The sequence below is a fragment of the Bacillus pinisoli genome, from assembly GCF_023036475.1.
Lineage (GTDB): Bacteria > Bacillota > Bacilli > Bacillales > SA4 > Bacillus_BS > Bacillus_BS pinisoli.
Genome location: NZ_JAJQKI010000019.1, coordinates 1 through 22,518 on the forward strand (window position 1 = coordinate 1; position 22,518 = coordinate 22,518).

Sequence of the window (22,518 nt, forward strand, 5' to 3'; positions counted from 1 at the left end):
AGAAAATATGATGAAGTCGCAAGAAAAATTAGACTTGGCAAGAATATAGACTAAAGTCGCAAGAAAAAAGAAAAATTCGCAAGAAAGCATGAGAAAGTGGCAAGAAAAAGTAAGAACGGATAAGCAGTATCCACTTTCATATGTATACTCCTATCAAATTGAATCATACTAACGGAGATGATAAACGATTAGGAGTGAAGAGCATGGAATTCCGTAATTCAACTGAAGCTGCCCTACATGACTATAAGCTAGGTCTTGGTACTTTTACTCAAAAAATGCCGGATCTTGCTCACCACTACAATGCTTTTACAGAAGCTTGCTTCAAAGAGGGAGAACTAGATCAAAAACAAAAACAGCTAATTGCATTAGGCATTAGTTTATATTCACAGGATGAATATTGTATTATTTATCATACAAAAGGTTGCTTAGACCAAGGGGCAACAGAGCAAGAAATTTTAGAGTCGGTAGGTGTCGCAGCGGCATTTGGTGGAGGCGCTGCCATGAGCCAGGCTGTGACCTTAGTTCAAGAATGTATGACTGAATTAAATGAACTAAAACAATAAAGACTCCAATTTTGGAGTCTTTTCTACTTTAGAAGGAAGCGAGATGGTTTCATACATGTTGGATTTTGAGAGATATCAACGAGTTCTTTAAGGTTATCCACGAAACAGCAATTTTATCTAACAATTAATAACTTTTATCTACCAAATAAAAAATATTATCAACGAAACCTACACCTTTATCAACGTAATGTCTATTTCACCATAATCCCCAATCCAACGAAAACCCCATATATACCTGAAACAAGTAAATAAAGGAAGACATTATAAAGATGTGTCAGATAATCTAACGATACTCCCTCATACGAACGCTCACTGCTAAATACGAAACCACAGCACTTTTGAATGGACAACCCATCTCTTGTTAAGATAATAAAAAACAGAAGGGAATGGTTAACTATTCAACAGCTAGAACTTAATTATACGACCGAAATGGAAAAGGCGATGTATCTGTCCCACAGAATCGGCTATGAGGAGTATAGCTGCACACTAGCAAAACGACTAGAAATTGAGAAAAAAAGACAGCAAAACTATATTGCAAGCAGACAAATGATTTCTGAAATAGAGCGTAGAAGCTTTCATCATAACTAAATAGAGAGATGAAATACTTTAACACAGTAAAGGAGTGGGGGCCTGGCCCCCACTCCTTTACTGTGTTAAAGCAACATGCAGCCAACAAGCCAATTAACCTACCCAACCACTACATTCATGTTTATTTATCCATCTTGTATGACCGATCCTCAACAAGTAAAGAATAAGGCTGTACAGAAACTAGCTTAAAATATTCCATAAAAATGAAAATGTTGAGGTTGTCCACTTATCATGGGTGAATCTTTTTGTTACAATTAACAATGTCTCATTTTAAGCTTGGAACGTACATAAAAAGGTTTAAATTCCCATGCTTCTTTACATTTGATATTATTTTTTAAATAGTATAAGATTAGAATGAGAATAAAGTGAGAATGACCGTTAATTCATTCAAAACGACATAATATTGTTCAAAATAATGGAGGTATTGCACTATGGGTTCTACTTTAACAATTAAGGATCTACACGTATCTATTGATGGAAAAGAAATTTTAAAAGGTGTGAATCTTGAGATTAAAGGTGGAGAAATTCATGCCGTAATGGGTCCAAACGGTACTGGTAAGTCTACACTTTCTTCAGCTATCATGGGTCACCCGAAGTATGAAATTACACAAGGTAGCATCACACTTGATGGAGAAGATGTATTAGAAATGGAAGTAGATGAGCGTGCTCGTGCAGGTCTATTCCTTGCTATGCAATATCCAAGTGAAATTAGTGGAGTAACAAACGCTGACTTCTTACGTTCTGCTATTAATGCACGTCGTGAAGAAGGCGATGAAATATCTTTAATGAAGTTTATCCGTACTATGGATAAGAGCATGGAATTACTTGAAATGGATCCAAACATGGCACAGCGTTACTTAAACGAAGGATTCTCGGGTGGAGAAAAGAAGCGTAACGAAATTCTGCAATTAACGATGCTTGATCCAAAGATTGCGATTCTTGATGAGATTGACTCTGGTCTTGATATTGATGCACTTAAAATTGTATCAAACGGTATTAACAATATGCGTGGTGAAGACTTTGGTTGCTTAATCATCACTCACTATCAACGTCTTTTAAACTATATCACTCCGGATGTTGTTCACGTTATGATGCAAGGTCGTGTAGTGAAGACAGGTGGACCTGAGCTAGCTCACCGTCTAGAGGCAGAAGGATATGACTGGGTTAAGAAAGAGTTAGGTATCGAAGACGAAACAGTAGAAGCGTAAGCGTTAGGAGGATTCGAAATGACACTAGAGACGAAACTACCATTCGATCAGGAATATATCCGTAACTACTCCAAAGAATTAGGAGAACCGGAATGGCTGTTAGACCTTCGCTTACAAGCTCTTGCTAAAGTCGAAGATCTACCTTTACCAAAGCCTGATAAAACAAAAATTGATAACTGGAATTTCACTCAATTCCAAAACCATGTGATGAAAAGCGAAGCAGTAGGTACAATTGATGAGTTACCTGAAAATGTGAAAACATTAATTGATACAGAGCAAGCCAATCACAACCTGTTAGTTCAAAGAGACCAAGGTGTTGCTTTTAAGACACTGTCTGATGAACTAATTAAACAAGGTGTAATTTTTACTGATATTCATACAGCAGCTCGTGAACATTCAGAGCTTCTTCAGAAATATTTTATGAATGACGCTGTAAAGGTGAATGACCATAAGCTAACGGCTTTACATGCAGCCTTAGTTAACGGTGGAGCATTTGTTTATGTACCTAAAAATGTTGAAGTAGAAGTTCCGCTTCAAGCTATTTACGTACAAGACAACAAAGCAGCTAACCTTTTCAACCATGTTCTTGTAGTCGCAGATGATAACAGCTCTGTTACTTATGTAGAGAACTATGTTTCTTCAAATACTTCAAGTGATGCTTTAGTAAACATTGTTGCCGAAGTAATCGTTGGAACAAATGCTAAAGTAACATTTGGTGCAGTAGACAACTTAGCGGCTGGTATTACAACATATGTAAATCGTAAAGGTATTGTTGGTCGTGACGGTCGTTTAGAGTGGGCACTAGGTTTAATGAATGATGGAAATACAATTTCTGAAAACGTTACTCATCTAATTGGTGATGGATCTTCTGCAGACACGAAGACTGTAACAGTTGGTCGTGGTGAACAAAAGCAAAACTTTACGACAAGTGTCATCCATTTCGGAAAGCATTCTGACGGACAAATTCTAAAGCACGGTGTTGTAAAAGAGTCTGCATCTTCAATCTTTAATGGTATCGGTAAGATTGAGCATGGCGCTACGAAGTCAAATGCAGAACAATCTTCTCGTGTGTTAATGCTAAGTGAAAAAGCAAGAGGAGATGCAAACCCAATTCTACTAATCGATGAAGATGATGTAACAGCAGGACACGCGGCATCTGTAGGAAGAGTAGATCCACTTCAACTTTACTACCTAATGAGCCGTGGTATTCCGAAGACAGAAGCTGAGCGTCTTGTCATCCATGGATTCCTTGCTCCAGTTGTAAATGAACTTCCAATTGAAGGAGTTAAAAAGCAACTAGTTGAGGTAATCGAAAGGAAAGTACGATAATGGATATCAAAGATATTCGTAGTCAATTCCCTATTTTGGATCAACAAGTAAACGGTAGACCACTTGTATATCTAGATAGTGCGGCTACTTCTCAAAAGCCGATCAAGGTTATTGAAACACTTGAGAAATATTATAAAGAATATAACTCTAATGTTCATAGAGGTGTTCATACACTAGGGACACGTGCAACAGATGGCTATGAAGGTGCAAGAGAAAAGATAAGAAAATTCATTAATGCATCTTCAATGGAAGAAATTATCTTTACACGTGGGACGACTACAGCTCTAAATACCGTAGCAGCAAGCTACGCCCGCGAAAATGTAAAAAGCGGTGATGAGATTGTCATCAGTTATATGGAGCATCACAGTAATATCATTCCTTGGCAGCAGGTGGCAAAGAAGACCGGAGCTACATTAAAGTATCTCCCTCTTCAAGAGGATGGCAGCATATCATTAGACGATGCTAGAAATACAATCACATCCAATACGAAAATTGTTTCCATCATGCATGTTTCTAATGTTTTAGGTGTCATCAATCCTATTAAAGAATTGGCCCAAATTGCCCATCAAAATGGAGCAATCATGGTCGTGGATGGTGCGCAAAGTACACCACATATGAAAATTGATGTACAGGACTTAGACTGCGATTTCTTCGCATTCTCTGGTCATAAAATGTGTGGTCCAACCGGAATCGGAGTTCTTTATGGGAAAAAGAAGCTACTTAATAACATGGAACCAGTCGAATTTGGTGGAGAGATGATTGACTTTGTTGAGCTTCAGGACTCTACGTGGAAAGAGCTTCCATGGAAGTTTGAAGCTGGTACACCAATCATCGCTGGGGCAATTGGACTTGGTGCAGCGATTGATTTCCTAGAGGAGATTGGGTTAGACAATATCAATGCTCATGACCGTAAACTTGCTCAATATGCTTCTGAACGTATGTCAGAAATTGAGGGTCTTAAGATTTATGGTCCTAAGGAAAGAACAGGTCTTGTTACTTTTACAATGGATGATGTACATCCTCATGACGTAGCAACTGTTTTAGATGCAGATGGTATTGCTGTCCGAGCAGGGCATCATTGTGCACAACCATTAATGAAGTGGTTAAAAGTCTCTGCAACCGCTAGAGCAAGCTTTTATCTATACAATTCTGAGGAAGATATCGATGAGCTTGTAAAAGGGTTAATTAAGACAAAGGAGTATTTCAGTAATGTCTTTTAATAATTTAGATACTCTTTATCGACAAGTAATTATGGATCATTATAAGAATCCTAGAAATAAAGGTTCTCTAGAAGACGGGAATGTTACCATTGATATGAACAATCCTACTTGTGGAGACCGAATCCAAATCCAGATGAAAATCGTGGATGGTAAGGTCGAAGAGGTTAAGTTTGATGGAGAAGGCTGTTCTATTTCCCTTTCGTCTGCATCCATGATGACTCAGGCAATTAAAGGGCAACCTATTGAGACAGCTTTACAACTTTCCAAAACATTTTCGGACATCATGCAAAGTAAAGAATATGATGATAGTATAGACTTAGGCGATATAGAGGCCCTACAAGGTGTCTCTAAGTTCCCAGCCCGGATTAAATGTGCAACACTTGCATGGAAAGCCATGGAAAAAGGGATTCAGAGCCAAGAAAATGAATAGAGGTATAGGCTCAAAGAGCCTGTACCAATGAATGGAGGGAACGATTAATGGCTAAAAAAGCACCTGAAATCGGTGATTACAAATATGGCTTTGCGGATAAGGATGTTTCGATTTTCCGTTCAAAGCGTGGACTAACAAAAGAAATCGTTGAAGAAATTTCCCGCATGAAGAATGAACCACAATGGATGCTTGACTTCCGTTTAAAGTCTTTAGAGCAATTTTATAAAATGCCTATGCCACAATGGGGCGGAGATATGGCAAGCTTAAACTTTGATGAGATTACGTACTACGTAAAGCCATCTGAAAAGTCTGAGCGTTCATGGGATGAGGTTCCAGAGGAAATCAAGGCTACATTTGATAAGCTTGGTATTCCAGAAGCTGAGCAAAAATATCTTGCAGGGGTTTCTGCTCAATATGAGTCAGAGGTTGTATACCACAACATGCAAGAGGATTTAGAGAAGTTAGGTATCGTATTTAAGGACACGGATACAGCATTAAAGGAAAACGAAGATCTTTTCAGAGAACACTTCGGTAAAGTTATACCACCTGCAGATAACAAATTCTCTGCATTAAACTCAGCGGTTTGGTCTGGTGGATCATTTATCTACGTACCAAAAGGAATCAAAGTAGAGACGCCTTTACAAGCATACTTCCGTATTAACTCTGAAAACATGGGTCAATTCGAACGTACGCTAATCATTGTAGACGAGGGAGCACATGTACACTATGTAGAAGGTTGTACAGCACCAGTTTACACAACAAACTCTCTACACAGTGCGGTTGTAGAAATCATCATTAAAAAAGATGCATATTGCCGTTATACAACAATCCAAAACTGGGCAAACAATGTTTACAACCTAGTTACAAAGCGTGCAGTTTGTGAAGCAAACGCAACAATGGAATGGATTGATGGAAATATCGGTTCTAAGCTAACGATGAAGTACCCAGCTGTTATCCTTAAGGGTGAAGGCGCTCGTGGTATGACACTATCGATTGCATTAGCAGGAAAAGGGCAGCACCAAGATGCTGGAGCTAAAATGCTTCACTTAGCACCTAATACTTCTTCTACAATCGTGTCTAAATCTATCTCTAAGCAAGGCGGAAAAGTAACATACCGTGGTATCGTTCACTTCGGCCGTAATGCAGATGGAGCACGTTCAAATATTGAATGTGACACACTAATTATGGATAATGAGTCTACGTCAGACACCATTCCATACAATGAAATCTTTAACGACAACATTTCACTTGAGCACGAAGCAAAGGTTTCAAAGGTATCTGAAGAGCAATTGTTCTATCTGATGAGCCGTGGAATCTCTGAGCAAGAAGCTACTGAAATGATCGTAATGGGATTCATTGAGCCATTCACAAGAGAACTTCCAATGGAGTATGCGGTTGAAATGAACCGTTTAATCAAGTTCGAAATGGAAGGGTCTATCGGGTAGTTGTTTAGAAACAGCTCGCTTTCAAAATGAAGCGGGCTGTTTTTTTATATTGAAGGAACTGCTAGATATTATGCCTGTGCATAAATTTTGAAATTTGTGCAGAAAGTCTATAATTCGTGCATTAAGTTACAATAATGTGCAATAAGCCAAAAAAACGTGCATATATACCCAAAAACGTGCAAAAACCTAATCTTAGCCCCCAACCCCAATCTCAATTCTTTGAACTCTTTCCTCTTTACGATATGATATCAGTAATAAATCATCGCAACCAAACAAAAGGAGTTAACAAATCAATGATTTACATTGGTGTAACAGGGTGGGGGGATCAGGATTCGCTTTATGAATCATCAATTTCACCACGGGACAAGCTGCAAGCCTATGCTGGTCATTTTCCAATAGTGGAAGTTGACGCTTCTTTTTATGCGATTCAGCCTAAGCGGAATATTGAGCGTTGGTTGAAAGATACACCATCAACATTTCAGTTCATTGTAAAGGCGTATCAAGGGATGACAGGGCATCAGCGTGGGGATCTTCCTTTTAACTCGACAGACGAAATGTTTGATGTCTTTATTGAGACAGCCGAACTTTATCGACAACAAGGTAAATTAGCCATGATCCTGTTCCAATTTCCACCCTGGTTTGAATGCAATAAAGAAAATGTCCAATATTTGAGATATTGTAAAAAGAAGATGGCAGATTTTCCATGTGCTTTGGAGTTTAGGCACCAATCCTGGTTTAAAGATGCGATGCGGGCGAAAACAATAGCCTTTATGAAGGAAGAAGGGTGGATTCATAGTATTTGTGATGAACCACAATCTGGAACAGGCTCTATACCTATTGTGCTAGAAGCAACTACCTCAAATAAGACACTCTTACGCTTTCATGGCAGAAATGTGCATGGATGGACAAAACCAAATGAGGGTAATTGGCGTGAGGTCAGATACTTATATCGTTATAATGAAGAAGAATTAGCAGAATGGGTTGTTCGTATTCACAAGCTCCAAAAAGAAAGCAAAGATCTCTATGTACTATTTAACAATAATTCTGGTGGGGATGCTGCTGATAATGCCAAACAATTGATTCAGATGTTAGGTATTGATTACGAAGGATTAGCCCCTCGTCAGTTAAACTTATTTTAGGACGGATAATAGATGGAATGGTTCATATTATTTATAGTAGGTGTAGTCGGAGGAGTTATTGGTAGCTTAATGGGGCTTGGAGGAGGCGTCATTGTTGTTCCAGCACTTTTGTATTTAAGTGCATATGGACTTATTGGTGACATCTCGCCTCAACTTGCAGTAGGTACTTCTTTATTAGCAGTCATTGCTACTGGTCTTTCTTCGACACTTGCTTATTATAAAAAAGGAAATGTAGATATAAAGAGTGGGCTTTTATTCTTTATTGGAAGCGGTCCTGGTGGGGTTTTTGGTTCTTGGTTAAATGGCTTCTTAGATGCAGAAACGTTTACACTATACTTTGGTATCTTTATTATTCTAGTATCGTTACTTTTGTTTCTTCAGAACCGGTTAACACCGGTTGATTTACCGAAAGACAATCGTGTTATGATGACCTATGTAGATGCAAAAGGAATTGAACATCAATACGGTTATCACTTGCCTATCGCGGTTATCATTTCTTTTGTGGTCGGATGTACATCTGGTTTGTTTGGAATAGGTGGAGGCGCGTTAATGGTACCAGCCATGCTTCTGCTATTTCGATTTCCACCCCATATCGCGGTGGCAACTTCCATGTTTATGATTCTACTTTCATCCACGACTAGTTCTTTAACCCATTTATATTTGGGTAATATTGAGTGGATCCTAGCTTTATTATTGGTACCAGGAGCTTGGTTTGGAGCAAAGATGGGGGCTGCTATAAATACACGTCTGAAGCCGGTGACGGTTGTACTGTTGTTACGAATATTTTTACTTATTTTTGGTTTAAGGCTGATCATTGACGGTCTGCTTTAACGATTTTGGGGTGTCATGATGGAACAGATTCATATTTATCATATCAATGACTTGCACAGTCATTTTGAAAACTGGCCTAAAATTGCAGGCTTTGTTCGTGAGAAAAGAAAGCAGCATGATCAGAACCAACAGGACATGCTTCTCTTGGACGTAGGGGATCATATGGACCGCTTTCACCCAATAACGGAAGCTACATTAGGAAAAGCCAATGTACGACTGATGAATGAGCTTGGTTATGACTATGCAACGATTGGAAATAATGAAGGAATTACACTTTCTAACGAACAATTAAATGAGTTATATGAGGATGCTACCTTTTCTGTTTTAGTTGCAAATCTATTTAAACAGGATGGCTCCTATCCAGATTGGGTAAAGCCTTACTCTATATATGAAACGAAAACGGGATTTAAACTAGCGATAATCGGAGTGTCTGTCCCTTTTCAGAAATTTTATCAACTACTAGGATGGGACATAAAGAATCCTCAAGACATTTTACCTTCTCTTGTAAATCGGGTTAAGCAAGAGGGGGCTGATTTTGTTATGATATTGTCTCATTTAGGAATAAATGAAGATGAGCGAATGGCAAGAGAGTTAGATGGGGTGGACCTTATTTTAGGAGGCCATACTCACCATCTATTTGACGAAGGATTAGAGCATAATGGAACAATGCTCGGTGCTGCTGGTAAGTTTGGAATGAATGTTGGGTATGTAAAGCTGACAGTTGATCCCAAGACAAAAGTCGTTCAAAGTATTGAGCCTTCTGTGATTTCTATGGAAGGACAGCTAGATTGTTTAGAGACGAAAGCTCGAATAGAGAGAGAGACTGAATTAGCTTGTATTAAGCTGGGCCAAAAGATTACTCAAATTGACTCACCGCTAGAGGTGGAGTGGTATAAACCATCAATCTTACCAGACTTATTAGCGGATGCTATAAGAGAATGGTGTGAGGCAGAGATTGGCATGATTAATGCGGGTGTCCTGTTAGAGTCACTTCCAGAGGGGGATGTGACGTTCGGAGACTTACACCGAATTTGCCCTCATCCTATTAATCCTTGTAAAGTTGTATTAACAGGAGCTGAACTTAAGGAGGTTATTCTACAGGCAGCAACGCCTAGAATGGAACATCTTAAGATGAAGGGCTTTGGATTTAGAGGGAAGGTATTAGGCAGAATGGTTTATTCTGGTGTTATCGTTGAAACCACCATTCTTGATGATCAACTTCCTCATGTCCACTCAATCCTTATCAATAATCAACCTATTGATCCAGATCGTAATTATATTGTAGCTACGCTGGATATGTTTACTTTTGGAAATTTATATCCCGAGATCTCACATGCAAAGGAGAAGGAATACTATCTTCCAGAAATGCTTAGGGATATTCTTCAATGGAAATTACTAAAAAACGCCTGAGTTTATGAACGGTTTCCCTTTTCTCGTCATACTTTATAAAGGAGGAAAGGGGTGTGAAGATATGGTGACAATGACACCAATTATAATAGATGGACATCAATTTACTGCGATCACGGTGAAGCTACCTAAAACAAACTTTATGGCTGTTACAAATGAAAAAGGCTATATTATGTGTGGAGCTTTAGATGTCGGCTTATTAAATGAAAAGCTAAAAGATCGAGGTATTATTGCTGGAAGGGCAGTAGGCGTGCGAACAATTGATCAGCTTTTAGAAGCTCCTCTTGAATCAGTCACGTTCGAAGCAGAGAATTTGGGTATTACAGTTGGAACAATTGGTAAAGATGCCTTGTTAAAAATGCTATAATTGAAAAGCCAACATACAGCCTGCCAAATTACTGGCAGGTTTTACTATTTTTATAGGTCTTTATAATTAGTTCTCATAATTATGTTGCTACACCCCCTATTATTTGGTATATACTTATACTAAAATTTCATTGTAAAAATAAGGGGAGAACTATGCGTTTAGTAGCGACAAAATATCTACAACCAGGCATGACATTGCATAAAGCAGTCACGAATGATAAAGACCAAGTGTTATTAAACGAAGGTGTTCCTCTAACGAATAGAATGATTTTACGACTCCAGGAATTAGGGATTACTTTTGTATATATAGCGGATAGCCGGACAAGCGATATAAAGTCGAAGAACACGGTATCTGATCAAACCCAAAAACAGGCTATTAGAACGATAGAAAGTAACTTTAAGGAAATCAAAGATGGAAAAAATATAAATTATGCTAGTATCCTTCAGCAATCTACTAAAGGTTTTAGGAGTGTGGTCCAGTCCATCCTCTCAGAATTAAAGGGAAGTAAAGAACTACTATCCCTCTTGTCTGAGGTAATGATCTATGACCATTATATCTTCTCCCATTCCTTTAACGTCACTTTGTATTCTCTGTCAATCGGGATGGAATTGAAGTTAAAGGAGAAACAGCTTGAAGTACTAGGCCTTGGTGCTATGCTTCATGATGTTGGGAAAATGATGATTTCTACAGATATCTTGATGAAGCCCGGAAGGTTAACCGAAGAAGAGTTTACTGAGATGAAAAAACATACAGTGTATGGGTATAAACTTATTAAGGATCTCCCAAATGTGTCACTTCTTTCGGCTCATTGTGCCTTACAACATCATGAACGCTTAGATGGTTCAGGTTATCCTAGAGCGATAAAAGGCCCTGACATTCATTTGTTTGGAAAAATCCTTGCGGTAGCGGACGTGTTTGATGCGGTTACGTCAAATCGCTCTTACCGACCGGCTATGCTTCCCCATGAAGGGCTTGAAATGCTATACTCCGGTTCCGGGAAACATTTTGATGCGGATATTATCAAGGCCTTTAGAAAATCAATTGTGATATATCCAGAAGGACTATCTGTCACATTCCATGACGGTAGATCAGGAGTTGTGATTAGACAGAATCCAGGATTCTGCGATCGACCTGTCATTAGGATCCTTGAAAAAAATGATCAACCAATAGAGAACCCTTATGAAGTAGACTTATCAAAGGAACTAGATATGATGATCGTTAAATGCAGTACAACAGTTGGAGAAGACATGCAAAAACAAAAAGAGACAACGGTTTAAAGTTGTCTCTTTTTTCCTCCTTTTTGTAAGTACTACAGTTGTACATAATAAAACTTTTAAAAAGGATAAGGCTTATCTTGTACACCTCCTGCATAAAATGGCTTGTAAGGGGGGATCAGCTTGGCAAAATTCCGTGGAACAAGCCCACCGCGAAAGGGAAAAGGACCACTACCGTTTCGCTATGTGTTTTTGCTTACCTTTGTCATGTTTATGTTTTCTACTGCATTTGGTCTTTTTATTGTCAATCAAGGAATTGAACCAGCACTAAAGGAATATGCGAAGGTTGAAACAAGAGAAATTGCTACGTTGGCAATTAATAAAGCTGTTAATCAGAAAGTCGTTGAAGGTATTGATGTAGAAAAGTTGTGGATTACGAAGGAAAATAGCAATGGTGATATAACCATGGTTAGTGAAAATACAGCAATGGTGAACAGAATTGTTTCTGAGACAACAAATTTAGTTCAGCAAAATCTAGAGCTAGCAGAGCAAGGAAAATTAAAGGAACTAGGCATACTGTCAGATATAGAAATACAGGAAAATGAAGAAGCTTTGGCAAATGGAATTATTCGTGAAATCCCAGTTGGTTTAGCTACTAACATAGCCATTTTAGGTAACCTTGGGCCGAAAATTCCTGTTAAATTTACTACAGTTGGCTCAACAAGTACTAATATTATACAGAAAGAAGAAGAAGTTGGTATTAACAATGTATTTGTTAAGGTTTTTCTTGAAGTCACCGTTAATGTTCAGGTCATAGTACCGTTTGCCACGGATATGCACGAAGTAACAACTACTGTACCAATAGGAAGAGTTATGCTGCCAGGAGATGTTCCAGACTTTTTTAATGGTTCTGGTGGAGAAGGGTTAAATCCCTCTATTGAGATAGGTAATAACTAAGTAGATAAGGCAGACTCAAAATAGAGTCTGCCTTTATTTTTCTTCCTCTATACTCGCATTTACACCATCTTCTACAATAATGTGTAGCTCATTCCAGAAGTATCGGTCTTCCGAAATGGAGTCGCACACTTCGGGAGAGTCTCGATGAATGTCTTCTTCTTTCTTCATTCGGTTACCTCCTAATAGTCACCAAAATTTAGAATACAGTGCCTCTATCATTTAGTTTTTCCAATATAGTATCTAAAATATTTAATAGAATTTTATTAATTTGTACTAGCATATTGTCCGAGTTTTATGCTATAAATTAATAATCAGAAAAATTTAAAAATACCGATTTCCGTAAAATATAATGCGGAATTTTGGTGAAAACAGGAGGTTTTGTAGATGGATAATCGTCCTCAATGGGGAACGAGAGCGGGTTTTATTTTAGCAGCTGTCGGTTCTGCAATTGGTTTAGGGAACATTTGGAGATTTCCAGCAACTGCATATGAAAATGGTGGAGGCGCATTTTTTATTCCGTATTTGTTTGCACTCTTAACAGCCGGTATACCATTACTTATTTTAGAATTTACGATGGGACATAAGTACAAAGGTTCTGCACCATTAAGTTATGCAAGAATGAACAAGAAAACGGAATGGCTTGGTTGGTGGCAAGTGGCGATCTCATTCGTTATCTCCACGTATTATGCTGTTATCATTGCTTGGGCACTTTCTTATACCGTATTTTCATTTAACTTAAAGTGGGGAGAAGATACGCAAACCTTCTTATTAGCAGACTACCTTCAGGTTGGAGCTGCTGGTGAATTTGGTGGCATTGTGCCAAGTGTGTTCTTACCACTGTTAGTAGTTTGGGCTGTTACTTTAGGTGTTTTATTTAAAGGAGTTAAGAAGGGGATTGAGGTTGCTAACCGTATCTTCATCCCAACATTATGTGTTCTTTTCTTAATCATTGTCATCAGAGCATTAACGCTTGAAGGAGCAGCTGACGGATTAAATGCTTTCTTTACACCTAACTGGGATCGTATCGCTGACGGGTCCGTGTGGGTAGCGGCATATGGTCAAATCTTCTTCAGTTTATCAATTGCCTTTGCTATTATGATTACTTATTCGAGTTACTTACCGAAAAAGTCGGATATTACGAACAATGCATTTATTACTGGTTTTGGTAACTCAGCATTTGAATTACTTGCTGGTATTGGGGTATTTAGTGCATTAGGTTTCATGGCTATGCAACAAGGCCTTCCAGTTGATGAAGTTGTAAAAGGCGGAGTCATTTTAGCGTTTGTGGTATTCCCACAAATCATTAACGAATTCCCAGCCTTTAATCAATTCTTCGGATTCTTATTCTTTGGATCATTAGTGTTAGCAGGTTTAACATCGTTAATTTCTATTGTGGAAACTTTTGTAGCGGGTGTACAGGATAAGTTTAAGGTTTCTCGTACAAAGGCAGTAGCATTTGGTGGAGGACTATCTGCTTTAATCTCCATCATGTTTGCAACACGAGGAGGATTAAACTTCCTTGACGTAGCTGATTACTTCATCAATCAATTTGGAGTTGCTTTATCAGGACTAATTGAAGTAGTAGTCATTGTATGGGTAGCGAGAGAGTTAAAGAATCTACAATCTCACGCAAACAGCGTATCTGATATTGCTTTAGGTTCTTGGTGGAAAATCTGTTTAGGTTTCATTACTCCACTTGTTCTAGGATATATGATGATTGATAATATCATTAAGAACTTAACACCAGAAACATACTATGGTGATGGAGGTTACAGCTTATCATTCCTCGTTTCATCAGGATGGGTTGTTGCGGTCGGAGCACTTGTTGTTGGATTCCTATTTACTTTGAAAAAGTGGGAGCCGGGAGCTTTAAAAGTTCCAAGCGAAAAGGAGGTCTCTAAATAATGAGTGGTAGTGCAATTTTGATGATGGTAGTAGGTATCGTTATTATTTGGGGTGGCTTAGCAGCTAGCATTACACATGCGGTGAAAAAAGCGAAAGAAAATGGTTAATAATGTGTAAAAGACAGGCGAAACGCCTGTCTTTTTGTTCTTTTAGGTATTAAAAATTAGCTACTCTATCCCGCAAAAAGCACGTATGCGTCGATATCCCAATATATGCGTCTATCGCTTTCAGACGGAACAGTCTATCTCCGAGATCGCTCCTGTCGTTCCCAAGCTCGTAAATGTGGGTAGGGATCAAACGACCATTCTGTATAGCCGTTATCCTTGTACATACCATAGTGCAAGTGAGGAGGGAATTTACCAGCTGTACCCGGTGGGCCGTAACCAGAACTTCCGACAGAGCCGATAATGGTTCCAGGTTCAACAATTTGACCTACCTGAAGTTCCTTTGCAAATCCGTTAAGATGTGCATAATAATGATACGTGTTATTTAAATCACGTATTCCTACACGCCAGCCTCCAAACTTATTCCAACCCTTTATTTCAACAATTCCATAGCTGGTAGCTCGAACAGGCACGCCATAATTTGCAAAAATGTCTGTTCCCTCATGGGTTCTTCGACCACCCCAACCTCTTCGGTCACCCCAAGTATTCTTATAGCTATGATTACTTCTTAAAGGAACCGGAAAGGCATGTCTATCTAAATCGAGCGTGGCAAACTTTTTAAATATTTGCATATGACCTAGTATGATTGCAACTGTCTTATCACGTTGATAATAATCCCATAGTGCAATCTTTATGTTCTCATGATTGGTTCCGTATGTCTCAATAAAATGAGCCATTGTATAGATCACATCTTCGTCATCAAGACGGTCTGCCTTACCATCACCATTTCCATCAAGTCCAAAGCCACCGAATGAGTGAACGGTAAAAGGATTCGTATCCTCTTTATTCGGGTTAATAGGTCCGCTCCAGACTTCTGGGGAGAAATAAATCCCTATTGCTCCTTCAGGCTTCGGTAAATCTTTTCTAGAATAACGAAGGTTACGTTCATATTGATCAATCGCTGCCAGGTAGTACCATGGTATATGTGTACTGGCTTCTGTCTTTTTATATAGATCCATTCGTTTTTCATAAAGCTTTTGTTGATCTGTCTGTTCTGCTTTCGCCATTGATGGTAACATAATGGAAAAGATAAGTAGCATGATTAAAGACCTTTTCACTAGAAATACTCCTTTCTTTAATGCTCTAGAAATAACTAGAATATTGAACATTTTTTTTGAAGGCTTGTTAAATGTTTTTATACTAGAGCCTTTACGTTACGAAAAACTAAGACGTTACCTCTCTTAGGCTAATTGGCTAAGCTTTTCTTTCATGTGATAAAAAAGGATGTTTACTTCATTACTGGTCAAGTTTTTCTTACCTTAGTTTGTTGAACATTGCTAAAAAACATAAATGCGAATTAATGGTAAATTAGGTCGTCAATTGTTACAGTAGAGTAGAAGTGTATTGGATTAAATAGGCTTGTTATGGTAAAGTGAGTAAAGGTATTAATTAGCACTTAAAATGATTTACATACAGGAGTGATTATTATGGCCAAGAATGAGGAATACGTTCGAAAGCCTGACTGGTTAAAGATCAAACTGAATACTAATGAGAACTATACAGGCCTAAAAAAAATGATGAGGGAAAAGAATCTTCACACTGTTTGTGAAGAGGCAAGATGTCCTAATATTCATGAGTGTTGGGCAGTTCGTAAAACCGCTACTTTTATGATCCTAGGCGATGTTTGTACACGGGCCTGCCGTTTTTGTGCAGTAAAAACTGGTTTGCCAAATGAACTTGACTGGAAAGAGCCGGAACGTGTTGCGGATAGTGTTCAGCTAATGGGACTTAAGCATGCTGTTATTACGGCCGTGGCAAGAGATGATCTAAAAGATGGTGGAGCAGCTGTCTTTGCAGAAACAGTAAGAGCCGTAAGAAGAAAAAATCCATTTACAAGTATTGAGGTACTTCCTTCTGATATGAATGGTGTCTATGAGAATTTAAAGATGCTCATGGATGCAAAGCCTGATATATTAAACCATAATATTGAAACAGTTAGACGCTTATCTGACAGAGTCAGAGCAAGAGCTAAGTATGATCGTTCATTAGAATTCTTGCGTCGTGCTAAAGAAATGCAACCAGAAATTCCAACGAAATCAAGTATCATGGTAGGACTTGGAGAAACAAAAGAAGATATTATCGAAACGATGGATGATCTTCGTGCGAACAATGTTGATATCATGACAATTGGGCAATACTTGCAGCCTTCAAAGAAGCATCTGAAGGTACAAAAATACTACCATCCAGATGAGTTTTTAGAGTTGAAAGAAATTGCGTTAAGTAAAGGATTCAGTCATTGTGAATCAGGTCCTTTAGTAAGATCATCTTATCATGCAGATGAACAAGTAAATGCGGCAAAGCAACAAGCGTAAAATACAAAAGGTCCAACTCGTTTTAGAGTTGGACCTTATTTTTACATTTGATTGTGTAGGTAATTCGTATCGTTGTCTTGATCGGCGTTACTGTCATCGGTATTGTAATTTCTAATTCGGTTTGTGTCATTGTTTCTAATGCCGTTATGAGGATTATTCACGTTTGTACCGTTATTATAATCTTCATCACCCATACCGTCATTCATTTCATTAATGGCTTCACCATTCGCATTTTCCCCGTCGTTTAACTTACGGCCTTGAGGAGCTTTAAGCATTTCTTGAATGGTTACGTCCATAATACGGTCAATGTCTCGACTGTTAGAGTCAAGGTTTCCGTACTTTTCAATTTCGTCTATCATCTTAGGTTGGTCTGATACATAAACGTGAAAATATCTAGGAACAACAGATATAGCCGTTTTCTTTACTTGGTCTGCTGTTTCAAATCGATTCTCAGAATCGGTCTCATAAGCAATTAAAACTTCCTCATCAGTAACAAGAGTGGCCACATCATTAACATCTGGTAGTAATACTGCCATTTTTGTAATAATATCGGCAACTTGCCCTCTGTTAAACACAGGCATCTCATTTAACTGATTATTATCTTCGGCAACAGGACTTTTTTGATGACGAACATATCCAAATTTAGTCCCCACATCGTCGTCCATTCCGCTTAGATCCTTACTTTCATACACTTCTTTTTTTGCAGACATATGCACAGCTTTTCCAGATTCACTATAAAATTCTTTATCATCAGAAAATGCTTCATACTGACAAGCTGTAAGTAAAGATAAAGAAGCAACACCTGTTAATAGAAGTCGTTTATTCAATTTAGACACCCCCTTATGAACTAGCTTGACCTAAATACGTGTTTTTCATCTTAGAAATTGTTGGTGAACAGGTTGTAAACTATACAGTTTATTTTCAAGTTATGGTAATATTAAGGAAATAAGAGGTGAGATGATGGTTGAAATTAATAATATTGGCTATGAACTCATTGAAGAGTTTCGTGATGGCTTTAATGAGGAAGCGTTTCGTACTAGATATAGTGAGATTCTGAGTCGTTATGATTTTATTGTAGGTGACTGGGGTTACAATCAATTAAGGCTAAGAGGCTTCTTTGATGATCAAAATCAAAAGGCTACCTACGATACCAAAATCAGTACGTTGAAGGAATACCTTTATGAATACTGTAATTTTGGATGTGCATATTTTGTACTGAAGAAAGTAAAAAAATAGAAATCGGACAAGCCGATTTCTATTTTTTATGACTATTTCCTGGGTTGGTATAAGGTGGTTCCTCATTCACCTCAGGGTCAGCATGTACAGGATGGGAACCAGGATCTTGTCTTGGTATATCCTGATGGAGGTTTTTAAATTCATAATTAAAGGCACTATACGGTCTTTGTCTGTCTCCCCAAGGAGTTTGCTGTTTAGGGCCAACTGGTTCATCAGCTCCGATAGGACAGCCATAGGGACCTTCTGGTACATGGTTAGGAACCGTGTACATTCGCATAGTCTCAACATTTGAGAAATCTTTGTACATATCTTGGTCTTTATTATTTTTCATTGATATCACCTCTTTTGGGTTTTATCAATAAATAGGTTTCCCCTAAAACGAATTAAGATACGATTTCTTCTAGAAAAGAGCGTAGTTCTTCTGCATCCTCTTCATTTAAGTTGTATGCTTCTTCTATATACCCAGGTTCATCAAGATCATCTTGCCCGATAATAGCAAATCTTGAGCTTTGGATATCTAATACTAAATGTTTTCCATAATAACGGTCTGATGTAATAATAGCTAAATCAAAACGATGATTTTCCCCCATAAAACTGACGAATCTTGTCTTCGTTTGCACGGTATCATCATATAAGAACATCCGTTCATTCATCGTGTATTCCTCCTCACATTATATATTTCCTATCTTATCATTTATTCATAACAATTTGTATGGGAAAGAGAGTTGCTCTTTTCTAATCCAACCTCAGTTTGCTACTAAAACTGGTTGTACACCCAGAATAATTATATAGTCGCTCTGAAAAACAAAAGACGAAAATTGTAAAAATATGATAAGATTAACAATGTACATCATACATCGACGAACACAGACTAAGCTATCTCAGGTTCCAGATGGCTCTGGTTAATAATAACTAGGAAGGGGCAGCAATATGCCGTTTAAGCCTTGGGAATCATACAAAACCAGTATGAATAAATGGGGTAAACTTGCTTTACCACAAAAACATCTACGCTTTTATCCACCGACTTTTATTTTGAGAGACCCAATAGTTGAAGGTGTGGAATTATGCTTTAAACAAGGACATCAAGCAGCCATGATTGTCTTCAATCATGCTAATTTGGATGAGCTTTTACATAACCATGAAATTCAAAATATAAAATTATACAATAAAATGGTAAAAGATCTTTTTATCAAAGCTACGAAGGATGTTTTTCCAGATCAATTAATTATTTCAATGCACAATCACTTAGTAAATGGACATGCCATCATTGTGAAAGTAGAGCATGAAAATTGTGTTTCAGAAATTGAAAAGCTAATGAATGAAATAATGAGTATCGTTTTAACCCAACTTTCCCAACACTATAGAGAAGTATCTTTTCAGTTTGAGAGTGGCTATATTTTTATTGAAAGAGGGCAGACCACGATAAAAGAGGCCATACTAAAAGCATATCAGCAGGCAAATACGATGGCGGAAAAGAAAACGACTTCTACATTTAATGAGCTTAGGTTTGAGATGAATCGTATCATTCAACATAAGGACATTCGCTTAATGGCTCAACCAATTGTAGATGTTTCAACGAACCAAACGACTGCCTATGAGTTTTTAACGAGAGGACCATCAGGAACTCATCTAGAAAATCCATTACAGCTCTTTGCAGTAGCCAGGCAAATGAATCTACTCTTTGATTTAGAAACCATTGTTCTCGAAAGAGCGTTTGAGCAAATTCAGAAACAAAAGAACGATGAATTAGTTTTTATTAACTTTACTCCCATTACACTTGCTAATCCTGCTTTTATAAAGGTAGTGAGGAGAATGTTAATTAGATTTAGAGACGTAAATCCTTACCGAATTATCTTTGAAATTACGGAAAGAGATTCGATTGATGGTTATAAGCATTTTGGAGAGCATATTAAAGCATTAAGAAAAATGGGCTTTCAGATTGCTGTCGATGATACTGGTGCGGGTTACTCGAGTTTACATACAATTAGCGAGGTACTGCCTGATATCATAAAGATTGATCGTTCCGTTATTCAAGATATCGATACGAATAAAGTTAAGGAATCTATGCTGAAGGGCCTTCTTTTAATTGCAAAAGAGACTGGTTCCATCGTAGTGGCAGAAGGAATTGAGAAGGAAGAAGAAGCATCAGTCCTTTCTAAAAATAATGTTGATTTAGCGCAAGGTTATTTTTATGCCAAACCACAATTACTCCCAGGAATGGTATCTTCCTTGTAAAATGTGTATACTCAAAAGGGTTAGGAGGTATGAAATATGTATTTTATTGATCGTACAAAGATGGAGACAACTTTAACGTACTTAGAAACCATAACGGCTACCTATAAAAGTAATCAAGAGTGGACGACAGATTTACATAAACTATCCCTCGAAAGAATGGTTCACTTAATCATTGAATCAATTCTTGATGTGGGGAACGCCATGATTGATGGCTTTATTATGAGGGATCCGGGAAGCTATGAAGATATTATTGACATTCTAGAAGATGAAAAGGTTGTTCACGCCGAACAGGCTAAATCGTTAAAGAGGGTCATTGGGTTTCGAAAAGCAATTGTACAGGAATATGTATCGGTCGATCATACTGCGCTTATCGAAGTGTTAAATAAGGAACTTGAAGCAATTCAAGCTTTCCCAACTGCAATTAGAACGTATTTAGAAAATGAGCTAGGCCCCGTTAGTGCGTTTAAAAGCTAATCGCTTCTGCTATAGAGGCGATTTTTCGTATGACAAGATATCGAACAAAGGGTGGTAAAAAATGAAGAAGTATGAAGGATATTTAATTGATTTAGATGGTACTATGTATCGAGGAAAAGAAAGAATTTTAGAAGCATGCCACTTTGTGCAAGCTTTACATAAAAAAGGTATTCCTTATTTATTTGTTACGAATAATTCATCAAGAACACCAGCACAGGTAGCAGAAAAGTTACGTCAGTTTGATATCCCAACTAATGACGATCAGGTGTTTACGACTAGTCAAGCAACAGCAAACTATATTTATGATCAGAAGTCTGATGCATCTGTCTATATTGTGGGTGAAGAAGGAATTCAGCATGCTATTACAGAAAAGGGACTAACCATTAAGGAACAGAATCCTGATTTTGTTGTTATGGGAATTGACCGTTCCATTAATTATGAAAAACTGGCGCTTGCCTGCATCGCCGTCCGGAACGGAGCTACATTTATCTCAACGAATGGAGATATTGCCATTCCAACGGAGCGGGGATTATTACCTGGTAATGGCTCCTTAACTTCAGTAGTTGCAGTTTCAACAGAAACGCAACCTCTTTTCATTGGGAAGCCAGAAAAAATTATTATGGAACAAGCCTTAAAAGCAATTGGTACTTCGCCTGAGAAAACATTAATGATTGGAGATAATTACCAAACTGATATTTTAGCAGGCATAAATGCTGGACTTGATACTTTACTCGTTCATACAGGTGTTACGACAAAAGAACATTTAAAGAGTATTGATATACATCCGACATACGTAATCCACTCATTAGAAGAATGGATGGATAAGATTTAAAAAGCTTGAGGAGTAGTTTCCTCAAGCTTTCTTTTATTCCTTATGTGCTTCCTCTTCCTTTGCAGCTGCACCATGTGCAAGTCGGCTAGAAGCCGCCGCAGCAATAGCACCCACAATATCGTCAAGAAAAGTATTGCATTTACCAGTTGATTTATCATTTAGTTGTTGTAGGATACCTGGCTTTTGCTTATCAATGTAACCAAAATTAGTAAACCCAATCGACCCATAAATATTAACAATAGATAACGCAATAATTTCATCGATGCCATAGAGGCCTTCATCAATTTCAATCGTATGTTGTAACGGTTCCTCAAGCTGTTTTTTTTCTGCTAGGCGATCAAGCTGAATCCCTGTTAAAATGGCATTCTGAACCTCACGCTTAGATAAAACTTTCTCTACATTGTGTATGCAAAGTTCTTTTGTTAAATCAGGATGATATTTAACCTGTAAGAAATAAACAAGATCTGCGATATCTTCAACCGTTACGCCTCGGTCTTTTAGCCATTGTCTTGCTGTTTCTTCCAGCTTTGAAAGTTTTGGATTTTCCATATACTCACCTTTTCCAATAAGTTTTAGTTCCTTTTCATAATTTCCGTTGATTATTAATTTATTCTAAAAAACCTCAGTTTTATTACAAGTTTTCTTTATTTCCTTCATATAAA

The 22,518-nt window shown here is 37.9% G+C and carries 26 protein-coding genes; 20 read left to right on the top strand and 6 right to left on the bottom strand.

Annotated features, from left to right (window positions below):
- The first annotated feature begins 203 nt into the window (after positions 1-203).
- The 13 genes from LT143_RS18470 (at position 204) to yunB (ending at position 12,698) form a co-directional block, all read left to right on the top strand.
- Positions 204-563 carry a carboxymuconolactone decarboxylase family protein gene (locus LT143_RS18470; RefSeq protein WP_246945648.1) on the top strand — a complete coding sequence of 120 codons (360 nt, stop codon included), beginning with the start codon at positions 204-206 and terminating at the stop codon, positions 561-563.
- Between the two features lie 342 nt (positions 564-905).
- Positions 906-1,151 (top strand): YuzK family famiily protein, encoded by a 246-nt coding sequence (locus LT143_RS18475; protein ID WP_246945650.1) that lies wholly within the window; start codon positions 906-908, stop codon positions 1,149-1,151.
- A 431-nt stretch (positions 1,152-1,582) separates the two neighbouring features.
- A complete protein-coding gene (sufC, locus tag LT143_RS18480) occupies positions 1,583-2,359 on the top strand; it encodes a Fe-S cluster assembly ATPase SufC (protein WP_246945652.1) in 777 nt (258 codons plus the stop codon).
- Positions 2,360-2,377: 18 nt separating this feature from the next.
- On the top strand, positions 2,378-3,688 hold the full coding sequence (sufD, locus tag LT143_RS18485) for a Fe-S cluster assembly protein SufD (protein ID WP_246945654.1): 1,311 nt from the start codon (positions 2,378-2,380) through the stop codon (positions 3,686-3,688).
- Entirely contained in the window at positions 3,688-4,908 is a 1,221-nt protein-coding gene (locus LT143_RS18490) for a cysteine desulfurase (RefSeq protein ID WP_246945657.1), read from the top strand. The genes sufD and LT143_RS18490 overlap by 1 nt, the downstream gene beginning before the upstream one ends.
- Positions 4,898-5,338, top strand: coding sequence for a Fe-S cluster assembly sulfur transfer protein SufU (gene sufU, locus LT143_RS18495; RefSeq protein WP_246945660.1), 441 nt, complete (start codon positions 4,898-4,900; stop codon positions 5,336-5,338). The genes LT143_RS18490 and sufU overlap by 11 nt, the downstream gene beginning before the upstream one ends.
- Before the next feature lie 47 nt (positions 5,339-5,385).
- A complete protein-coding gene (sufB, locus tag LT143_RS18500) occupies positions 5,386-6,783 on the top strand; it encodes a Fe-S cluster assembly protein SufB (RefSeq protein WP_246945663.1) in 1,398 nt (465 codons plus the stop codon).
- 293 nt (positions 6,784-7,076) lie between these two features.
- Positions 7,077-7,922 carry a DUF72 domain-containing protein gene (locus LT143_RS18505; RefSeq protein WP_246945811.1) on the top strand — a complete coding sequence of 282 codons (846 nt, stop codon included), beginning with the start codon at positions 7,077-7,079 and terminating at the stop codon, positions 7,920-7,922.
- Between the two features lie 12 nt (positions 7,923-7,934).
- The gene (locus LT143_RS18510) at positions 7,935-8,753 is read left to right on the top strand and encodes a sulfite exporter TauE/SafE family protein (RefSeq protein ID WP_246945665.1); all 819 of its coding nucleotides are present in this window, start codon (positions 7,935-7,937) and stop codon (positions 8,751-8,753) included.
- Between the two features lie 15 nt (positions 8,754-8,768).
- Entirely contained in the window at positions 8,769-10,163 is a 1,395-nt protein-coding gene (locus tag LT143_RS18515) for a bifunctional metallophosphatase/5'-nucleotidase (protein WP_246945668.1), read from the top strand.
- A gap of 61 nt (positions 10,164-10,224) precedes the next feature.
- Positions 10,225-10,527 (top strand): YunC family protein, encoded by a 303-nt coding sequence (locus tag LT143_RS18520; RefSeq protein ID WP_246945671.1) that lies wholly within the window; start codon positions 10,225-10,227, stop codon positions 10,525-10,527.
- A gap of 152 nt (positions 10,528-10,679) precedes the next feature.
- Positions 10,680-11,804, top strand: a complete 1,125-nt coding sequence (locus LT143_RS18525; protein WP_246945674.1) for an HD-GYP domain-containing protein — start codon at positions 10,680-10,682, stop codon at positions 11,802-11,804.
- A gap of 120 nt (positions 11,805-11,924) precedes the next feature.
- Positions 11,925-12,698: a sporulation protein YunB gene (yunB, locus tag LT143_RS18530; RefSeq protein ID WP_246945677.1), complete on the top strand. Its 774-nt coding sequence runs from the start codon at positions 11,925-11,927 to the stop codon at positions 12,696-12,698.
- Positions 12,699-12,731: 33 nt separating this feature from the next.
- Here the strand turns inward: yunB and LT143_RS20525 are convergent, their stop codons facing one another.
- Complete coding sequence (locus tag LT143_RS20525; protein WP_272495865.1) at positions 12,732-12,866, bottom strand: hypothetical protein; 135 nt, start codon at positions 12,864-12,866, stop codon at positions 12,732-12,734.
- Positions 12,867-13,082: 216 nt separating this feature from the next.
- On the opposite strand from LT143_RS20525, the gene LT143_RS18535 reads away from it, so the two are divergent.
- Both LT143_RS18535 and LT143_RS18540 read left to right on the top strand, forming a co-directional pair.
- Positions 13,083-14,603: a sodium-dependent transporter gene (locus LT143_RS18535; protein ID WP_246945680.1), complete on the top strand. Its 1,521-nt coding sequence runs from the start codon at positions 13,083-13,085 to the stop codon at positions 14,601-14,603.
- Positions 14,603-14,710, top strand: a complete 108-nt coding sequence (locus tag LT143_RS18540; RefSeq protein ID WP_246945683.1) for a methionine/alanine import family NSS transporter small subunit — start codon at positions 14,603-14,605, stop codon at positions 14,708-14,710. The genes LT143_RS18535 and LT143_RS18540 overlap by 1 nt, the downstream gene beginning before the upstream one ends.
- 134 nt (positions 14,711-14,844) lie before the next feature.
- Here the strand turns inward: LT143_RS18540 and LT143_RS18545 are convergent, their stop codons facing one another.
- The gene (locus tag LT143_RS18545) at positions 14,845-15,786 is read right to left on the bottom strand and encodes a M23 family metallopeptidase (RefSeq protein WP_272495867.1); all 942 of its coding nucleotides are present in this window, start codon (positions 15,784-15,786) and stop codon (positions 14,845-14,847) included.
- A gap of 408 nt (positions 15,787-16,194) precedes the next feature.
- On the opposite strand from LT143_RS18545, the gene lipA reads away from it, so the two are divergent.
- Positions 16,195-17,079, top strand: a complete 885-nt coding sequence (lipA, locus tag LT143_RS18550) for a lipoyl synthase (RefSeq protein ID WP_246945685.1) — start codon at positions 16,195-16,197, stop codon at positions 17,077-17,079.
- Positions 17,080-17,120: 41 nt separating this feature from the next.
- Here lipA and LT143_RS18555 read toward each other — a convergent pair whose 3' ends face one another.
- Positions 17,121-17,906, bottom strand: coding sequence for a YhcN/YlaJ family sporulation lipoprotein (locus tag LT143_RS18555; protein ID WP_246945688.1), 786 nt, complete (start codon positions 17,904-17,906; stop codon positions 17,121-17,123).
- A gap of 133 nt (positions 17,907-18,039) precedes the next feature.
- Between LT143_RS18555 and LT143_RS18560 the strand changes: the two genes are divergently transcribed.
- Positions 18,040-18,315 (top strand): YutD family protein, encoded by a 276-nt coding sequence (locus LT143_RS18560; RefSeq protein ID WP_246945691.1) that lies wholly within the window; start codon positions 18,040-18,042, stop codon positions 18,313-18,315.
- A 19-nt stretch (positions 18,316-18,334) separates the two neighbouring features.
- Here the strand turns inward: LT143_RS18560 and LT143_RS18565 are convergent, their stop codons facing one another.
- Together LT143_RS18565 and LT143_RS18570 are read right to left on the bottom strand one after the other, a co-directional pair.
- Positions 18,335-18,646 (bottom strand): cytosolic protein, encoded by a 312-nt coding sequence (locus LT143_RS18565; RefSeq protein ID WP_246945693.1) that lies wholly within the window; start codon positions 18,644-18,646, stop codon positions 18,335-18,337.
- 52 nt (positions 18,647-18,698) lie between these two features.
- Positions 18,699-18,968, bottom strand: coding sequence for a DUF3055 domain-containing protein (locus LT143_RS18570; protein WP_246945695.1), 270 nt, complete (start codon positions 18,966-18,968; stop codon positions 18,699-18,701).
- A gap of 277 nt (positions 18,969-19,245) precedes the next feature.
- Here LT143_RS18570 and LT143_RS18575 point away from each other — a divergent pair, with 277 nt between their 5' ends.
- The 3 genes from LT143_RS18575 to LT143_RS18585 all read left to right on the top strand — a co-directional run bounded on the left by LT143_RS18575 (position 19,246) and on the right by LT143_RS18585 (position 21,856).
- Complete coding sequence (locus tag LT143_RS18575; protein ID WP_246945696.1) at positions 19,246-20,550, top strand: EAL domain-containing protein; 1,305 nt, start codon at positions 19,246-19,248, stop codon at positions 20,548-20,550.
- A 36-nt stretch (positions 20,551-20,586) separates the two neighbouring features.
- A complete protein-coding gene (hepT, locus tag LT143_RS18580) occupies positions 20,587-21,024 on the top strand; it encodes a type VII toxin-antitoxin system HepT family RNase toxin (RefSeq protein WP_246945698.1) in 438 nt (145 codons plus the stop codon).
- Between the two features lie 61 nt (positions 21,025-21,085).
- The gene (locus LT143_RS18585; RefSeq protein ID WP_246945700.1) at positions 21,086-21,856 is read left to right on the top strand and encodes a TIGR01457 family HAD-type hydrolase; all 771 of its coding nucleotides are present in this window, start codon (positions 21,086-21,088) and stop codon (positions 21,854-21,856) included.
- Positions 21,857-21,889: 33 nt separating this feature from the next.
- Here the strand turns inward: LT143_RS18585 and LT143_RS18590 are convergent, their stop codons facing one another.
- Positions 21,890-22,405, bottom strand: a complete 516-nt coding sequence (locus tag LT143_RS18590) for a phosphatidylglycerophosphatase A family protein (RefSeq protein WP_246945702.1) — start codon at positions 22,403-22,405, stop codon at positions 21,890-21,892.
- Between the last annotated feature and the right edge of the window lie 113 nt (positions 22,406-22,518).

Excerpts from the sequence above, each read along its gene's own strand:
- LT143_RS18470 (WP_246945648.1), top strand. The coding sequence starts at position 204 with ATGGAATTCCGTAATTCAACTGAAGCTGCCCTACATGACTATAAGCTA.
- LT143_RS18475 (WP_246945650.1), top strand. The coding sequence starts at position 906 with ATGGACAACCCATCTCTTGTTAAGATAATAAAAAACAGAAGGGAATGG.
- sufC (WP_246945652.1), top strand. The coding sequence starts at position 1,583 with ATGGGTTCTACTTTAACAATTAAGGATCTACACGTATCTATTGATGGA.
- sufD (WP_246945654.1), top strand. The coding sequence starts at position 2,378 with ATGACACTAGAGACGAAACTACCATTCGATCAGGAATATATCCGTAAC.
- LT143_RS18490 (WP_246945657.1), top strand. The coding sequence starts at position 3,688 with ATGGATATCAAAGATATTCGTAGTCAATTCCCTATTTTGGATCAACAA.
- sufU (WP_246945660.1), top strand. The coding sequence starts at position 4,898 with ATGTCTTTTAATAATTTAGATACTCTTTATCGACAAGTAATTATGGAT.
- sufB (WP_246945663.1), top strand. The coding sequence starts at position 5,386 with ATGGCTAAAAAAGCACCTGAAATCGGTGATTACAAATATGGCTTTGCG.
- LT143_RS18505 (WP_246945811.1), top strand. The coding sequence starts at position 7,077 with ATGATTTACATTGGTGTAACAGGGTGGGGGGATCAGGATTCGCTTTAT.
- LT143_RS18510 (WP_246945665.1), top strand. The coding sequence starts at position 7,935 with ATGGAATGGTTCATATTATTTATAGTAGGTGTAGTCGGAGGAGTTATT.
- LT143_RS18515 (WP_246945668.1), top strand. The coding sequence starts at position 8,769 with ATGATGGAACAGATTCATATTTATCATATCAATGACTTGCACAGTCAT.
- LT143_RS18520 (WP_246945671.1), top strand. The coding sequence starts at position 10,225 with ATGGTGACAATGACACCAATTATAATAGATGGACATCAATTTACTGCG.
- LT143_RS18525 (WP_246945674.1), top strand. The coding sequence starts at position 10,680 with ATGCGTTTAGTAGCGACAAAATATCTACAACCAGGCATGACATTGCAT.
- LT143_RS20525 (WP_272495865.1), bottom strand. The coding sequence starts at position 12,866 with ATGAAGAAAGAAGAAGACATTCATCGAGACTCTCCCGAAGTGTGCGAC.
- LT143_RS18535 (WP_246945680.1), top strand. The coding sequence starts at position 13,083 with ATGGATAATCGTCCTCAATGGGGAACGAGAGCGGGTTTTATTTTAGCA.
- LT143_RS18540 (WP_246945683.1), top strand. The coding sequence starts at position 14,603 with ATGAGTGGTAGTGCAATTTTGATGATGGTAGTAGGTATCGTTATTATT.
- LT143_RS18545 (WP_272495867.1), bottom strand. The coding sequence starts at position 15,786 with ATGTTACCATCAATGGCGAAAGCAGAACAGACAGATCAACAAAAGCTT.
- lipA (WP_246945685.1), top strand. The coding sequence starts at position 16,195 with ATGGCCAAGAATGAGGAATACGTTCGAAAGCCTGACTGGTTAAAGATC.
- LT143_RS18560 (WP_246945691.1), top strand. The coding sequence starts at position 18,040 with ATGGTTGAAATTAATAATATTGGCTATGAACTCATTGAAGAGTTTCGT.
- LT143_RS18565 (WP_246945693.1), bottom strand. The coding sequence starts at position 18,646 with ATGAAAAATAATAAAGACCAAGATATGTACAAAGATTTCTCAAATGTT.
- LT143_RS18570 (WP_246945695.1), bottom strand. The coding sequence starts at position 18,968 with ATGAATGAACGGATGTTCTTATATGATGATACCGTGCAAACGAAGACA.
- LT143_RS18575 (WP_246945696.1), top strand. The coding sequence starts at position 19,246 with ATGCCGTTTAAGCCTTGGGAATCATACAAAACCAGTATGAATAAATGG.
- hepT (WP_246945698.1), top strand. The coding sequence starts at position 20,587 with ATGTATTTTATTGATCGTACAAAGATGGAGACAACTTTAACGTACTTA.
- LT143_RS18585 (WP_246945700.1), top strand. The coding sequence starts at position 21,086 with ATGAAGAAGTATGAAGGATATTTAATTGATTTAGATGGTACTATGTAT.
- LT143_RS18590 (WP_246945702.1), bottom strand. The coding sequence starts at position 22,405 with ATGGAAAATCCAAAACTTTCAAAGCTGGAAGAAACAGCAAGACAATGG.